The 12,850-nt window shown below is 60.3% G+C and carries 15 protein-coding genes; 8 read left to right on the forward strand and 7 right to left on the reverse strand.

The window, feature by feature from the left end:
• Complete coding sequence (cysD, locus tag AC1DTN_RS30045) at window positions 1–954, reverse strand: sulfate adenylyltransferase subunit CysD (protein WP_113323134.1); 954 nt, start codon at window positions 952–954, stop codon at window positions 1–3.
• A 17-nt stretch (window positions 955–971) separates the two neighbouring features.
• Window positions 972–1,715 carry a phosphoadenylyl-sulfate reductase gene (locus AC1DTN_RS30050; protein ID WP_477923860.1) on the reverse strand — a complete coding sequence of 248 codons (744 nt, stop codon included), beginning with the start codon at window positions 1,713–1,715 and terminating at the stop codon, window positions 972–974.
• Window positions 1,716–2,134: 419 nt separating this feature from the next.
• On the opposite strand from AC1DTN_RS30050, the gene AC1DTN_RS30055 reads away from it, so the two are divergent.
• The 3 genes from AC1DTN_RS30055 (at window position 2,135) to AC1DTN_RS30065 (ending at window position 3,541) form a co-directional block, all read left to right on the forward strand.
• Complete coding sequence (locus AC1DTN_RS30055; protein WP_007818882.1) at window positions 2,135–2,581, forward strand: RrF2 family transcriptional regulator; 447 nt, start codon at window positions 2,135–2,137, stop codon at window positions 2,579–2,581.
• A 93-nt stretch (window positions 2,582–2,674) separates the two neighbouring features.
• The gene (locus AC1DTN_RS30060; protein WP_477923862.1) at window positions 2,675–3,061 is read left to right on the forward strand and encodes a DUF6152 family protein; all 387 of its coding nucleotides are present in this window, start codon (window positions 2,675–2,677) and stop codon (window positions 3,059–3,061) included.
• Between the two features lie 6 nt (window positions 3,062–3,067).
• Window positions 3,068–3,541 carry a DUF6644 family protein gene (locus tag AC1DTN_RS30065; RefSeq protein WP_477923864.1) on the forward strand — a complete coding sequence of 158 codons (474 nt, stop codon included), beginning with the start codon at window positions 3,068–3,070 and terminating at the stop codon, window positions 3,539–3,541.
• A 23-nt stretch (window positions 3,542–3,564) separates the two neighbouring features.
• Here AC1DTN_RS30065 and AC1DTN_RS30070 read toward each other — a convergent pair whose 3' ends face one another.
• Both AC1DTN_RS30070 and AC1DTN_RS30075 read right to left on the reverse strand, forming a co-directional pair.
• Window positions 3,565–4,152 (reverse strand): flavodoxin family protein, encoded by a 588-nt coding sequence (locus AC1DTN_RS30070; RefSeq protein WP_477923866.1) that lies wholly within the window; start codon window positions 4,150–4,152, stop codon window positions 3,565–3,567.
• Between the two features lie 91 nt (window positions 4,153–4,243).
• Window positions 4,244–5,122 carry a sigma-70 family RNA polymerase sigma factor gene (locus tag AC1DTN_RS30075; protein WP_477923868.1) on the reverse strand — a complete coding sequence of 293 codons (879 nt, stop codon included), beginning with the start codon at window positions 5,120–5,122 and terminating at the stop codon, window positions 4,244–4,246.
• Between the two features lie 202 nt (window positions 5,123–5,324).
• On the opposite strand from AC1DTN_RS30075, the gene AC1DTN_RS30080 reads away from it, so the two are divergent.
• Window positions 5,325–5,606 (forward strand): YlcI/YnfO family protein, encoded by a 282-nt coding sequence (locus tag AC1DTN_RS30080; protein WP_439017177.1) that lies wholly within the window; start codon window positions 5,325–5,327, stop codon window positions 5,604–5,606.
• Window positions 5,603–5,902: a type II toxin-antitoxin system RelE/ParE family toxin gene (locus tag AC1DTN_RS30085; protein WP_439014302.1), complete on the forward strand. Its 300-nt coding sequence runs from the start codon at window positions 5,603–5,605 to the stop codon at window positions 5,900–5,902. Before AC1DTN_RS30080 ends, AC1DTN_RS30085 begins: the two co-directional genes overlap by 4 nt.
• On the opposite strand, the gene betA is transcribed toward AC1DTN_RS30085, so the two are convergent.
• The 3 genes from betA to betI are packed head-to-tail and all read right to left on the reverse strand — an operon-like array spanning window position 5,903 to window position 9,693.
• The gene (gene betA / locus AC1DTN_RS30090; RefSeq protein WP_477923870.1) at window positions 5,903–7,555 is read right to left on the reverse strand and encodes a choline dehydrogenase; all 1,653 of its coding nucleotides are present in this window, start codon (window positions 7,553–7,555) and stop codon (window positions 5,903–5,905) included.
• A gap of 52 nt (window positions 7,556–7,607) precedes the next feature.
• Complete coding sequence (gene betB, locus AC1DTN_RS30095; protein ID WP_477923872.1) at window positions 7,608–9,071, reverse strand: betaine-aldehyde dehydrogenase; 1,464 nt, start codon at window positions 9,069–9,071, stop codon at window positions 7,608–7,610.
• A 34-nt stretch (window positions 9,072–9,105) separates the two neighbouring features.
• Complete coding sequence (betI, locus tag AC1DTN_RS30100; protein WP_477923874.1) at window positions 9,106–9,693, reverse strand: transcriptional regulator BetI; 588 nt, start codon at window positions 9,691–9,693, stop codon at window positions 9,106–9,108.
• 141 nt (window positions 9,694–9,834) lie between these two features.
• On the opposite strand from betI, the gene AC1DTN_RS30105 reads away from it, so the two are divergent.
• From AC1DTN_RS30105 to AC1DTN_RS30115, 3 genes are all read left to right on the forward strand, one after another.
• Window positions 9,835–10,383, forward strand: a complete 549-nt coding sequence (locus tag AC1DTN_RS30105; RefSeq protein WP_113323144.1) for an HdeD family acid-resistance protein — start codon at window positions 9,835–9,837, stop codon at window positions 10,381–10,383.
• 211 nt (window positions 10,384–10,594) lie between these two features.
• Complete coding sequence (locus tag AC1DTN_RS30110) at window positions 10,595–10,837, forward strand: ribbon-helix-helix domain-containing protein (RefSeq protein ID WP_037105511.1); 243 nt, start codon at window positions 10,595–10,597, stop codon at window positions 10,835–10,837.
• Window positions 10,838–10,990: 153 nt separating this feature from the next.
• Window positions 10,991–12,796 (forward strand): GGDEF domain-containing protein, encoded by a 1,806-nt coding sequence (locus AC1DTN_RS30115; protein WP_477923876.1) that lies wholly within the window; start codon window positions 10,991–10,993, stop codon window positions 12,794–12,796.
• The last annotated feature ends 54 nt before the right edge of the window (window positions 12,797–12,850 follow it).

A 12,850-nucleotide genomic window follows, 5' to 3' on the forward strand; every position in this document is an offset into this window, starting at 1 on the left:
TCAGAAATATCCTTCACGCTTCTTCTTTTCCATGGAACCGGACTGGTCACGGTCGATGGCGCGGCCCTGGCGCTCGGAAACCGTGGCGATCTCCAGTTCCGCGATAATCTCTTCAAGGGTGGTGGCGGTAGAGCGGATCGCGCCCGTCAGCGGGAAGCAGCCGAGCGTGCGGAAGCGGATGAAGTCTTCCTGCTTCGTTTCGCCGGGCAGCAGTTCCAGGCGCGGATCGGAGGCCGCAATCATCATGCCGTCACGCTCGACATAGGGGCGCTTGGCCGCGAAATAGAGCGGCACGATCGGAATATCCTCGGCTTGGATATAGCGCCAGATGTCGACCTCGGTCCAGTTCGAGAGCGGGAAAACGCGAACGCTTTCACCCTTGCGGATCTGGCCGTTATAGACGTTCCAGAGCTCCGGGCGCTGGTTGCGCGGGTCCCAGCGATGGTCGGGCGTGCGGAAGGAATAGATGCGTTCCTTGGCACGGGAGGCTTCCTCGTCGCGCCGTGCGCCGCCGAAGGCGGCGTCGTACTGGCCGGCATCCAGCGCATTGCGCAGCGCTTCCGTCTTCATGATATCGGTATAGCGGGCCGATCCATAGGTGAAGGGCGTGATGTTTTCAGCTGCACCGCGCGGATTGATGTGCTCGATCAGATCGAGATCGTACTTCTTCACGATCTCGTCGCGGAAGGTGATCATCTCCGCGAACTTCCAGCCGGTATTCACATGCAGCAGCGGGAAGGGCACGCGGCCGGGATAGAAGGCCTTGCGGGCAAGATGCAGCAGGACGGAGGAATCCTTGCCGATCGAATAGAGCATCACCGGACGCTCGAATTCGGCGGCAACTTCGCGGAAGATGTGGATCGCTTCGTTTTCCAGGGCTTTCAGATGCGGGTCGAGTGGCGGCTTGGCACTCTGCGGATTGTTCAGTTCCGTATCCTGACGGGTATCGGGCATTTCGTACTCCAGACTTCTTATTGCTGCACGGCGATCGCGGTCGCCTCTTCGGCGACATGCAGACCGCATTCGCGCTTCTCATCCTGTTCCCACCACCAACGGCCGGCGCGTTCCGGCTCGCCGGGCTTGATGGCGCGCGTGCAGGGCTCGCAGCCGATCGAGGGATAGCCACGTGCATGCATCGGGTTCACCGGCACGCAATTGTCGGCGACAAAGGCCTTGGTCTTCTCGATATCCCAGTCTGCGAGCGGGTTGACCTTCAGAAGGTGGCGTTCGGCGTCATATTCGGCAAAGGGCGTTTCGGCGCGGTTGGCCGACTGGCCGCGGCGCAGGCCGGTGATCCAGATTGTTGCGCCTGCCAGCGCCCGCGCAAGCGGCTTCAGCTTGCGCACGCCACAACAGGCATGTCTGGCTTCGACGCTCTCATAGAAACCGTTTATGCCGTATTTCGCCGCGTAGGCGTCGATATCGGCCTGCTCCGGTTCATAGCGGGTGATGTGAATGTCGTACTGGCTCTCGGTCTCGTCGATCAGCGCGAGCGTTTCGGGGAAAAGCCGCCCTGTCTGCAGCGTGACAACGTCGATCGGCAGGCGATGCGTGCCGATCTCGGCGGTGATGACCTGGTCCTCGATGCCGAGCGAGGTGGTGAAGACCACACGCCCGCCAAGGCCGGCGACGAACGAAAGCCGGCCGGCGAGGTCGAGACCCGAAAGCTTGTCAGCCAAAGCCTCGGCTTCTTCGATCGGATTGATAACAGTCATGGGGGATCCTGTCCTTGATATTGGCCGGAGTATTACAGCTGAAGGACGGATCGGACAGAAAAAGGGATTTCGAAAGGACTGCTTAGCGGAGCAAATATCTCTCCCATCCTGCCGCAATGCAGAAAAGCAGCCGCAGGCGCAGAAATGGCGCCTCGAACTTAATGTCTATAGAAATAGTAGTGTTACACGGCGCCTGTCAATTGGAAATCTGAATTGATGGCGGCGATGATGAAAATTGTCCTCTTTTGACATAGATTATCAGCTGTTGGCCGAGGGTGAAAAACAGGGCCAAAATACTTGTCTCTCAAGGCTTTTCCGGCTTGTTCAAATTCCGTTCATGCTGGCCGTGCAATAGAGGCAATTAGCTTTTTTGGCGATGTCGGGATTCGACACCGCTCTGTGTGTGTCGACGGTCCGAGATGATTACGCAAAAGGCAAAATATGCGCTGCGGGCGCTGACGGTTCTGGCGGAAGCTGCGGCCGACGAACCCGTCATGATTTCCGACATTGCCGTGCAGCAAAAGATCCCGAAGAAGTTTCTGGAACAGATCCTGCTCGACCTCAAACATCACGGCATCGTCGTCAGCCGCCGCGGCAAGCAGGGCGGCTACCTGCTGCTGAAGCCGGCCCACAGCATCACCTTCGGCGAGATCCTGCGCATCATCGATGGCCCGATCGCGCCGCTGCCCTGCCTGTCGATCACCGCCTACCGCAAGTGCGATGATTGCGACGGCGAGCAGACTTGCCAAATTCGCCACGTCTTCGCCAAGGTAGCGGATGCCACCCGCAAAGTGCTGTTCTCCACGACGATCGCCGATGCCGTCGGCACCAAACGCGGTGCGGAAGTCACCCGGCTGCTTGCCTGATCCATTCTCACCGGCCTTCAAGATTCGGTGAGTGACCTTTCCATCTGCCTGACATGCTCCACCTGCCCGTGCATTCGGGTAGGGAGAAACACCATGTTTGCACTTTCGGGAAAGAGAGCGCTGGCGGCTGTCCTGCTGTCGGCTACAGTTGCAACCGGTGCTGCGGCCCATCACGGCTGGTCATGGGCGGAAGCCGACCAGATAGAGCTTCGCGGCATCATCCAGCAAATATCGATGGGCGGGCCGCATCCGACGCTCGATGTCGCAACCGTCGATGACGGTGTCTGGCGCGTCGAACTCGGCAATCCGCGCCAGACGGAACGCGCGGGTTTCGTGGAAGGTGTCGCAAAGCCTGGCGATCAGGTCATAGCACTCGGAAACCGGTCGCAGGACCGCACAGAGAAGCGGCTGAAGGCGGTGCGCATCACGATTGGTGAAAAGCGCTACGATATTTATCCGGAACGCATCCAGACGAACTGACGCCTCGTGATGGAGCTTCTCGAATGGCTGGCTGCCACGACGCTTGCGGTCGAGCTGCGACGCTCCGCGACGCTCTACATGTTCGTCAATGCCGCCCATATCCTGGCGATTGGCCTTCTGGTCGGCGCCATCCTGCCGCTTGATCTCAGGCTCGCCGGTTTTTTTGGTAAGGTGCCGGTGGAGGTCGTCGCGCCATTCCTGTCCCGTTCGGCCGGCGTCGGCCTCGCCTTGGCTTTGCTCACCGGCTTCTGCCTCTTCAGCGTCCGCCCCGGCGAATATGCGGCCAATCCCGCCTTCCTCGCCAAGCTCGGACTGATCGCTTTCGGCATCCTCAATGTGCTCCTGGTTCATGCAGGGCAGGGATGGCGAACCGCAATCACGATCGGCATCGTCCGTCCCGCCATGCGGTTCTCCGCAGCTCTTTCTGCGATGATATGGATCGCAGCCGTCGTGGCCGGCAGGTGGATCGGTTTTCTCTGACGTGATCCTCCGCCAGATGTCGCTCAGCCGCGCCCGCGCACGAATTGCAGCGTTGCTTCGGCGACTCGCTGGCCGAGGTGGCGGGCAGTCGCGAGGTCTGCTTCAGGCGGCGCGAGGTCAGGGCCCTCGTCGACATTCGATTGCGCGGCCGCACCGAGCCAGAAACCCAGCCGGTTGAGCTCTTCCTTCGAGCCTAAGGAGGAATTGTTGGCCGGCGGCAGGTCGAGATTGATCCAGTGCATGCCGTGCTGGGCGGCAAAGAGGGCGATCTGCATCAGGGTGGCGAGCTTATCGCCCGCCTGGGAGCCCGAATTGGTGAAGCCGGCAGCGATCTTGTCCTTCCAGCGATAACCTCTCGCCATGACCGCATGTGAGCTCGCCTCCTGAAAGACCTTGAAGGCGGCAGACGGTCCGGCGACATAGGTCGGCGCGCCGAAGATGATCGCCTCCGCCGCGGCGAGATCGTCCCAACGGTTCGGCGCTTCCTCCGCCGTCAGCAGCAGACAGCTGACGGCGGCGACCCCGTCAATACCGGCTTTCACTGCTTCTGCCTGCCGCGCCGTATGGCCGTAGCCGCTGTGGTAGACGATGGCGATACGTATCTCTGTCATGGGTCGATCTCCTCTGATTTGAAATACAGATGCCCGCCTCCGCAGTGGGGCTGCGGATAGTGAAACGGGCGGGTTGTGAGTGTGATGCGCCCTAGTGCAGGGCGTTCTGTTCCAGATGCGCGAGCTTTTCGGGATTGCGCGTCACATAGACCGCGGTGATCCTGTCATCTTCGATCTGAAGAGCCGTGGTCTGTAGCCAGCTGTCTTCCTCGATGCTGACAAAGCCCGGCAATCCGTTGATCAAGCCGTAGTGCAGCAGTCGCGACATATGCGCGGTGAAGATCGGCGCCAGTGCCGCAAAGAGCTTTGTCACCTTGTCGCGACCGATGATCGGCCGCCTTGGCGCCACCGCCTTGGCGCCACCGTCCGTATAGACGGTTGCATCCTCAGCCAGCAGCGCCCGCAATGCCTCGATATCGCCGCTGCGCGACGCCATGAAGAAGGCGGAGGCGATCTGCAGGCCGTGTTCCGGCGGCAAGGCATAGCGCGGCCGCGCGCTCCGGACATTGGCCCGTGCCCGGCTGGCAAGCTGACGGCAGGCCGCAGGTTTGCGTCCGATGGTGGCGGCGATCTCTTCGAAGCCGACGCCGAAGACGTCATGCAGCACGAACACCGCTCGTTCGAGCGGCGAAAGCCGTTCCAGCGCCAGCATCAGCGGCAGCGCGACATCGTCGACTTCATCTTCCGGCGCGACCACGATCGGCTCCGGCAGCCACGGTCCTATATAGGTCTCGCGCCGGCGCCGCGCCGATTTCAATTGATCGAGGCAAAGTCGCGTCACGATCCGGTGCAAGAAGGCGGCGGGCTCGCGAACCTCATCGCGATTGGCATCGAGCCAGCGCAGGAAAGCCTCCTGCACGATATCTTCGGCCTCTGCTACTGAGCCCAGCATGCGATAGGCAACCCGTGTCAACCGCGGGCGCAGCGGATTGAAGGCGGCAATGGCATCTGCTCCCCCTGCCGCCGTCATCACTCAGCCTCTCTTTTTTCCAGCTTCACCACCGCCATCTCCTTCACCTCGTCCGTTCGAGAAGGCTGGACGAGATGAGGTGGTCATTTGCGACACGCTGTCCAGTTTTTTTGCCTTCTGGCGGGGGTGCCTGGGAGAGGGCGTTGAATGTGACACCGTGATCCGCCATATTGCATCGCAATTGCAATGCATGAGGTGGATCATGAAAACCGCATCGCTTCCCTCTCTTCGCGTGGATCCGGAACTGCGCGCTGCGGCCGAAAGCGTTCTGAAGGAAGGCGAGAGCTTGTCGGCGCTGATCGAGGATTCTCTGCGTCGTCAGATCGATTACAGAAAGACCCAGGCGGAGTTCATAGCACGGGGGCTGGCCGGCTTGGCGGAAGCGGAACGGACGGGTGTCTATCCCACGACGGACGACGTCATGGAGTTGATACGCAAGAAGCTTGAAAAGGCGAAAGCGCGCAAAGCCGCGCAACAGAAATGACCTTCGAGCTGAAGTACACCCAAACCTTCTATGAAGACCTGGACCGGCTCGCTGACTTTCTGATCGACCGTGATCCAGATTTGGCGGAACGTGCCATCGGCGCCATCCAAAAAGCTCTGATGATACTGCAGGATTTCCCGCTGATGGCCAGACGCGCGTCTGCGGATGATCCCTTGCTGCGCGAACTCGTCGTACCATTCGGCTCGGCCGGATATGTCATCCTTTTCAAGATAATCGATGAGGCGACCGTCATTGTCCTCGCCATCCGTCACCAGCGCGAAGAAGACTACCACTGACTACCGGTCGCTCACCGCCGCGCGCGGATTGATCCACGGCTCCTGATTGGATCGTGCCATCAGCTGTTTGCCGAGAATGTGATCTGCGGCCTTCTCGCCTGTCATGATCGACGGACCATTCAGATTGCCATAGGTGACATGCGGGAAGATCGAGCTGTCTGCGACCCGCAGGCCGTCCACGCCGATCACCCGTGTGTCGGGATCGACCACCGCCATCGGATCGTCCTTCGCGCCCATCCGGCATGTGCCGCAGGGGTGGTAAGCGCTTTCCAGATGTTCGCGCAGGAACGCATCGATCTGTTCGTCCGTCTGAACCTTCTCGCCTGGCTGGATTTCCGGGCCGCGATAGTGGTCGAAGGCCTTTTGGCCGAAAATCTCGCGGGTGAGGCGCACGCAATGACGGAACTTCTCCCAGTCTTCGGCATGGCTCATATAATTGAAACGCAACACCGGATCAGCCTTCGGATCGGCGGAGCGCAGCGTAACGTTGCCCCGTGATTTCGATAGATTGTAGCCGACATGCACCTGGAAGCCGTGCGTATTGGCCGCCGCCTTGCCGTCATAGCTGATGGCGACCGGCAGGAAATGATATTGGATATCAGGCTGCTTCAGCCCCGGCGCGGAACGCAGGAAGGCGCAGGCTTCGAACTGGTTGGAAGCGCCGAGGCCGCCCTTGGAAAGCAGCCATTGTGCACCAGCGACACCCTGCCAGAACCATGGCAGCCAGGAATAGAGCGACACCGGCTTGGTCGAGATCTGCTGGAAATAGAATTCCATATGGTCCTGCAGATTGGCGCCGACGCCCGGCCGATCGACCTTTACCTCAATGCCCATGTCCTGCAGGTGCCCGCCGGGGCCGATGCCGGAGAGCATCAAGAGTTTCGGAGAGTTGAAGGAGGAGGCCGAGACGATCACCTCGCGATTAGCCTTGACGATCTCGGTCGCGCCGGCGCGCTCGATTTCCACGCCTGTCGCGCGGCCGTTCTCGATGATGATCTTGCGCGCAAAGCCTTTGACGAGCTCAACGTTCGGCCGCTTCAGCGCCGGCTTCAGATAGGCGCTTGCCGCCGACCAGCGCCGGCCGCGATGGATGGTCTGTTCCATCAGCCCGAAGCCTTCCTGCTTCGAGCCGTTATAATCCTCGGTCGTCTCGAAGCCCGCTTGTTTTCCGGCATCGATGAAGGCGTGAAACAGCGGGTTCTTCACCACGCCGCGCTGCACATGCAGCGGGCCGTCCGTGCCGCGCCAGCCTTCCTCGCCGCCGTGCGAATTCTCCATGCGCTTGAAATAGGGCAGCACGTCCGCATAGGCCCAGCCATTTGCGCCGAGCTCTTCCCATCGATTGTAGTCTTCCGCATGGCCGCGCACATAGACCATGCCGTTAATGGAGGAGGAACCGCCGATCACCTTGCCGCGCGGCGCGGTGATGCGCCGGTTGTTGAGGTTGGCCTCGGGCTCGGAAAGATAGCCCCAGTTATAGCGCTTCATGCTCATTGGCCAGGCAAGGGCGGCCGGCATCTGGATGAACGGCCCGAAATCCGAGCCGCCCGCCTCGATGACAATGACCGTGTTCTTCCCGTCTTCCGAAAGCCGGTAGGCCAGCGCCGAGCCTGCCGAGCCGGAGCCGACGATGACGAAATCTGCCTGTTGCATGCTGTTCCCTTTGGATTGTCGTGTGCAACGGATGCGTCGATTTTGGATGGGCTCAGTACGGCGAGGCGACCGGCCCCATGCCGACATAAACCGTCTTCAGCTCGCTATAGTGCTCAAGCGCTGCCAGCGAATTCTCCCGTCCGAAGCCCGATTGCTTCGATCCCCCGAAGGGGATTTCCACCGGGCAGAGATTGTAGGTATTGATCCAGAGCGTGCCGGCCTCCAGCTGGTCGACGACGCGGTGAGCGCGTGTCAGATCGGCGGTGAAGACGCCGCCGGAGAGGCCGAACTCCGTCGTATTGGCGCGCTTGATCACCTCGGCTTCATCGTCGAAATCGAGCACACACATGACCGGGCCGAAGATCTCTTCGCGTGCGATCGTCATCCCGTCAGTCACATCGGCAAAGACGGTCGGCTGCACATAATAGCCTTCGCCCGTCACATGGTTCGGGATACCGCCGCCAGTCACCAGCGTTGCGCCTTCGGCCGTGCCCTTCTCGATATAGGCGAGCACCTTCTCGCGCTGCGCCCAGGAGACCATCGGGCCAAGTTGCGTGGCTTCATCCATCGGGTCGCCGATGAGGATCGCTTCGGTTCGCGTCTTCAGCCGTTTCAGGAATTCACCCTTGATCTTCTTTTGTATGAAGACGCGCGTGCCGTTGGAGCAGACCTGGCCCGTAGAATAGAAATTGCCAAGCATCGCGCCGCCGACAGCGCTGTCGAGATCGGCGTCGTCGAAGACGATCAGCGGCGACTTGCCGCCAAGCTCCATCGTCACGTGCTTGAGCTGGCCTGCAGCCGCAGCAGCCACCTTGCGCCCGGTCGGGACCGAACCGGTCAGCGAAACCTTGGCGACATCGGGGTGGTTGACCAGCAGCGGCCCGGTATCCCGATCGCCCTGGATGACATTGTAGAGCCCCTTCGGCAGGCCGGCCTCGTGCAGGATCTCGGCAATCTTTAACGCGCCGAGCGGCGTGGTTTCCGAGGGCTTGAAGACCATGGCATTGCCGGCAACCAGTGCCGGCGCGCCCTTCCAGCAGGCGATCTGCTGTGGATAATTCCAGGCGCCGATGCCGACGCACACACCGAGCGGCACGCGCTTCGTATAGGCAAAGTCCTGACCAAGCGGGATATGCGAACCGTTCAGTCCCGCTGGTGCTACGCCGCCAAAGAATTCGAAGGCGTCGGCACCCGAGGTCGGGTCGGCGACAACAGTTTCCTGGATCGGCTTGCCGGTATCGAGCGTTTCCAGCTCCGAAAGCTCGCGATTGCGCTCGCGCATGATCTCGGCCGCGCGCTTCAGGATGCGCCCGCGCGCCATCGGGCTCAAGGCCGCCCATTCCGGCTGCGCGCGTTTGGCAGCCGCGATCGCCTTCTCGACAATCGCGGGCGTTGCGGCATAAAGCCGGGCGATCACTTCACCGGTTGCCGGATAAATGCTCTCGATAAGGGTGCCGCTGTCATCCTCGACATATTCCCCGTCGATGAAGTGCGATGCTTTCGGCTGGGCTTTCATGTCGCTGTTCCCTGGCTGGTTGGCATGAGGTTGTTCATTTGCCGATGCGGCCGAGCTGCATCGTTACATAATCCTCCGTCAGCGCGATCGAGGCTGTAATGCTGATCGGCGCCGATTTCAGACTTTGCCGGATATAGAGCCCGTCGATCATCGCGGCCGCGCCCTCCGCGATGCGTTCTGCGGCATCGTCTGGGCAAAGCGCCTTGAGGGCCGCAAGCAGGTTGGAGCGCAGGCGCCGCGCATAGATGACGAGGAAACGCCGTGTCTCTTCGGATCGCTGCGCCTCGGCATAGAAGGCAAGCCAGGCGGCAATCGTCTGCGGCGCGAACTGGTCGGCGTTAAAGCTGACGCGGATAATGGCCGAGATCCGCTCCCGTGGCGTTGCCGCCTGTCCCAGTGCCGTCACCGCGTCGTCGCGCAGCTGGCGTAGGAGGGAACGGATTGTCTCGATCAGCAGCTGTTCCTTGCTGCCGAAATAGTGGTGGGCAAGGGCAGGCGACACCCCCGCCCGCCGGGCGATATCGGACATGGTGACGGTCAGCGAGCCGTGATCGCCGATCACCCGCAGCGCTGCATCCACAAGCGCCTTGCGGCGCACCGGTTCCATTCCGACCTTCGGCAAGCTCATTTCTCCCGAGAATGCATGTAAGCGTATTTTTGATTGACTGATCAATCAACAAAAATCTTTCGCCGGATTGATCCGGATCACCTCTTTTCGCGAGAAATTGCTGCAGCATATCTCCAGCAATCAGGAGGTGTGCCAATGGCCAATATTTACGACGGAATGCCCGAATCCCCGTTGCGGTCGAAATGGGTGTGGTTCGTCGGTCTCGGCGTGCTGCTTCTCATTTGCGGCCTCATCGCTCTCAGCAACCTGCTGATGGCGACCGTCGCTTCGGTCTTTTATGTCGGCATGCTGATGCTGGCAGGCGGTGTTATCTATCTCATCCACGCCTTCCAGGTGCGCGGCTGGGATCATGTGCTCTTCTGGGCGTTGAGTGGCGTCCTTTATGTGCTCGCTGGCGTCTGCGCCTTCATCAACCCCATCCTTACGTCCGCCGCCTTGACCCTGTTTCTGGCCATAGCGCTGCTCATTGCCGGTGTCTTCCGCCTTTTCGTCGGCATGCGCATGCGGCCGCTCAAGGGCTGGGGATGGATTGTTGCGAGCGGCCTCATCACAGCTCTCGCAGGCTTCGTGATTGCACTCGGTTGGCCGGTCAACAGCCTCTGGATCCTCGGCCTCTTCCTGGCGATCGATCTTGTCGTTCAGGGCTGGACAATGCTCGCCTTCGGCCTAGGTATCCGTTCTTGAAACTGTGGAGAGAGGCCGCCGGATGGTCCGTTTCGGCCGTTTCTTTTTTGACAAGAACATGACGGGGTACTAAAATTCTGCGATTGAAGGCCGGCTCCGCAGAAGAGCCGCCTCCTGTGCTAAGGCACTTCGGCATTGGCGCTTGTCGCCACAGAAGCCGAAAATAGACCCCCGAGGCAGTCTCTGCCGAATAGAATGGGAGGAGAATTCCATGCCGATGGTCACCGTTTCCATCTCACCGCTCCAGGCAGCCGGCATCCGCGATGCTGTCGATCAAGGCGGATATGCATCGAGCAGCGAAGTCGTGCGCGAGGCACTGCGCCTGTGGGATGCCGCCCGTAAATTGGGCGAATATCGCAGCGAAGTCCTGGCCGATGAAAGCGCACCCAGCGGCGGCAGATGCGTCGCCGATATGTTCGCCGATCATGAAGCCGAGCATCGCCGTTCGGCCTGAATAAGCCGTTGATTGTAAACTCGAAAATCTAATAAGCGCTTGGCGTGCATGAGCGGTTGCGCGTTCATGAAAGTTTCATACTGAGGAAAGGGTTCGTTGACCCTTCTGCTCCATTGTCCGGCCGAAAAAGAAAAGGTCACAGTGGAGATTGGCATGTCTTTGGCTGCCAGCGTCGAACCGGGTGTCGTGCGTCGTTATGCCAGCGATCAGATCGTTACCCTCGCCAAACTTGTCGTTGAAAACGCGTTTCAGCCGATTGTCGAAGCCGGTACCGGCACGGTCTTCGGTTATGAATCCCTCATGCGCGGGCAGGAGCGTATCGGCTTCGAAACGCCGATCGAAATCCTCGACGAAGCCCATGAGACCGGCCAGCTCCTGCAGCTTGAGCAGATGGTCGCGAACCGCGCGCTCGCCAAATTCTCGACGCTCTCGAACTTCGCGACGGCCACGCTTTTCCTCAATCTCGACGTTCGCCTCATCCCGCATGGCAATCGTCTTGTCGAGAGCCTGCTGTTGCAGCTGAAAACGGCGAATATCCCGCCGTCCTCCGTCTGTTTCGAGTTTTCCGAGCGCTTCGACAATACCAGCGTACCCGAATTCGCCGATCTCGTGTCGCGCCTGCGCAAGGCCGGCTTCAAGCTGGCGATCGACGATTTCGGCGTCGGTCATGGCGAAATGAAGCTGCTCTGCGACTATTCCGTCGATTACCTGAAGATCGACCGCCATTTCGTTGCCGATATCGACCGCAGCCCGCGCAAGCGCCACCTGCTGAAGAGCATCGTCAACATGGCCCACGTGCTCGGCACCCGTGTGATCGCCGAGGGCATCGAGACGGAAGCCGAATTCATCGTCTGCCGCGATTATGGCGTGGACCTCGTGCAGGGTTGGTTCATCTCGCGCCCGTCGACGCATCTCTCCGAACTCGTGCCTGCCTTCCCGCACCTGCAGGAACTCGGCAAGAACAAGGGTAACAGCCAGTCGCTCGACGAAATCCTCATCCGCAAGCAGATCGAAATGCTGCCGACCGTCTATGAGAGCGATGGTATTGATACGGTCTTTGAACTGTTCCGCCGCAATCCGCGCCAGGCCTATTTCCCGGTTCTCAATGCCAATGGCGAGCCGCGCGGCATCATTCACGAGCATCACCTCAAGGAATATATCTATCAGCCCTTTGGCCGCGACCTTCTGAAGAACAAGGACTATGAGCGCACCATCTCGCATTTCGTCGAGCGCGCGCCGATCGTCGGCCTCGACAGCGATGCTGATCAGCTCATGGTGATCTTCGCCAATATGGAAGGCAGCAACTGCCTGATCCTCACCGACAACATGCGCTACGCCGGCGTCGTCTCCGCCGCCTCGCTGATCAAGGTCATCAATGAGAAGCAGCTGAAGACGGCACAGGACCAGAATCCGCTGACTGGCTTGCCAGGCAACCGTGCCATCCGGGATTTCATGCGCCATTCCGGACGCGACGGCGATGAAGTGCGCCACTTCTGCTATTGCGACTTCGATAATTTCAAGCCCTTCAACGATGCCTACGGCTTTCATCTCGGCGACCATGCGATCTCGCTCTTCGCCGCGCTGATGCGCCGTTACTTCTTTGCCGAGCGTCACTTCCTCGGCCATGTCGGCGGCGACGATTTCTTCGTCGGTGTCGTCGGCTGGACGAAGGAGGAACTGACGGAAATCCTCGATCGTCTCATCAGCGATTTCCACGATGACGTGCTCGATCTCTATTCGGATGAGGACCGTGCCGCCGGCCGTATCCACGGTCACGATCGCGCCGGCGCGGAAGCCTTTTTCCCGCTGATGCGCTGCTCGATCGGCGTTCTCGAACTGCCGGAAGGTCTCGTTATCGACGATATCAATCGCGTCAGCGCCGAAATCGCCCAGGTGAAGTCGAGCGCCAAGGAGAGCGACGAAGGCCTCGTATTCCATACGTTAGGCGAGGCGAATTGACGCCTCTGGCACTTCCGGCCTTCCCAAGTCCCGGACCCTGAATTATCTCCAATG

Source organism: Rhizobium sp. 01T444, from assembly GCF_056398305.1.

What these genes read in the sequence shown, in the direction of transcription:
- cysD (WP_113323134.1), bottom strand. Translation starts at nt 954, where the DNA reads ATGCCCGATACCCGTCAGGATACGGAACTGAACAATCCGCAGAGTGCC.
- AC1DTN_RS30050 (WP_477923860.1), bottom strand. Translation starts at nt 1,715, where the DNA reads ATGACTGTTATCAATCCGATCGAAGAAGCCGAGGCTTTGGCTGACAAG.
- AC1DTN_RS30055 (WP_007818882.1), top strand. Translation starts at nt 2,135, where the DNA reads ATGATTACGCAAAAGGCAAAATATGCGCTGCGGGCGCTGACGGTTCTG.
- AC1DTN_RS30060 (WP_477923862.1), top strand. Translation starts at nt 2,675, where the DNA reads ATGTTTGCACTTTCGGGAAAGAGAGCGCTGGCGGCTGTCCTGCTGTCG.
- AC1DTN_RS30070 (WP_477923866.1), bottom strand. Translation starts at nt 4,152, where the DNA reads ATGACAGAGATACGTATCGCCATCGTCTACCACAGCGGCTACGGCCAT.
- AC1DTN_RS30075 (WP_477923868.1), bottom strand. Translation starts at nt 5,122, where the DNA reads ATGACGGCGGCAGGGGGAGCAGATGCCATTGCCGCCTTCAATCCGCTG.
- AC1DTN_RS30080 (WP_439017177.1), top strand. Translation starts at nt 5,325, where the DNA reads ATGAAAACCGCATCGCTTCCCTCTCTTCGCGTGGATCCGGAACTGCGC.
- AC1DTN_RS30085 (WP_439014302.1), top strand. Translation starts at nt 5,603, where the DNA reads ATGACCTTCGAGCTGAAGTACACCCAAACCTTCTATGAAGACCTGGAC.
- betA (WP_477923870.1), bottom strand. Translation starts at nt 7,555, where the DNA reads ATGCAACAGGCAGATTTCGTCATCGTCGGCTCCGGCTCGGCAGGCTCG.
- betB (WP_477923872.1), bottom strand. Translation starts at nt 9,071, where the DNA reads ATGAAAGCCCAGCCGAAAGCATCGCACTTCATCGACGGGGAATATGTC.
- AC1DTN_RS30105 (WP_113323144.1), top strand. Translation starts at nt 9,835, where the DNA reads ATGGCCAATATTTACGACGGAATGCCCGAATCCCCGTTGCGGTCGAAA.
- AC1DTN_RS30110 (WP_037105511.1), top strand. Translation starts at nt 10,595, where the DNA reads ATGCCGATGGTCACCGTTTCCATCTCACCGCTCCAGGCAGCCGGCATC.
- AC1DTN_RS30115 (WP_477923876.1), top strand. Translation starts at nt 10,991, where the DNA reads ATGTCTTTGGCTGCCAGCGTCGAACCGGGTGTCGTGCGTCGTTATGCC.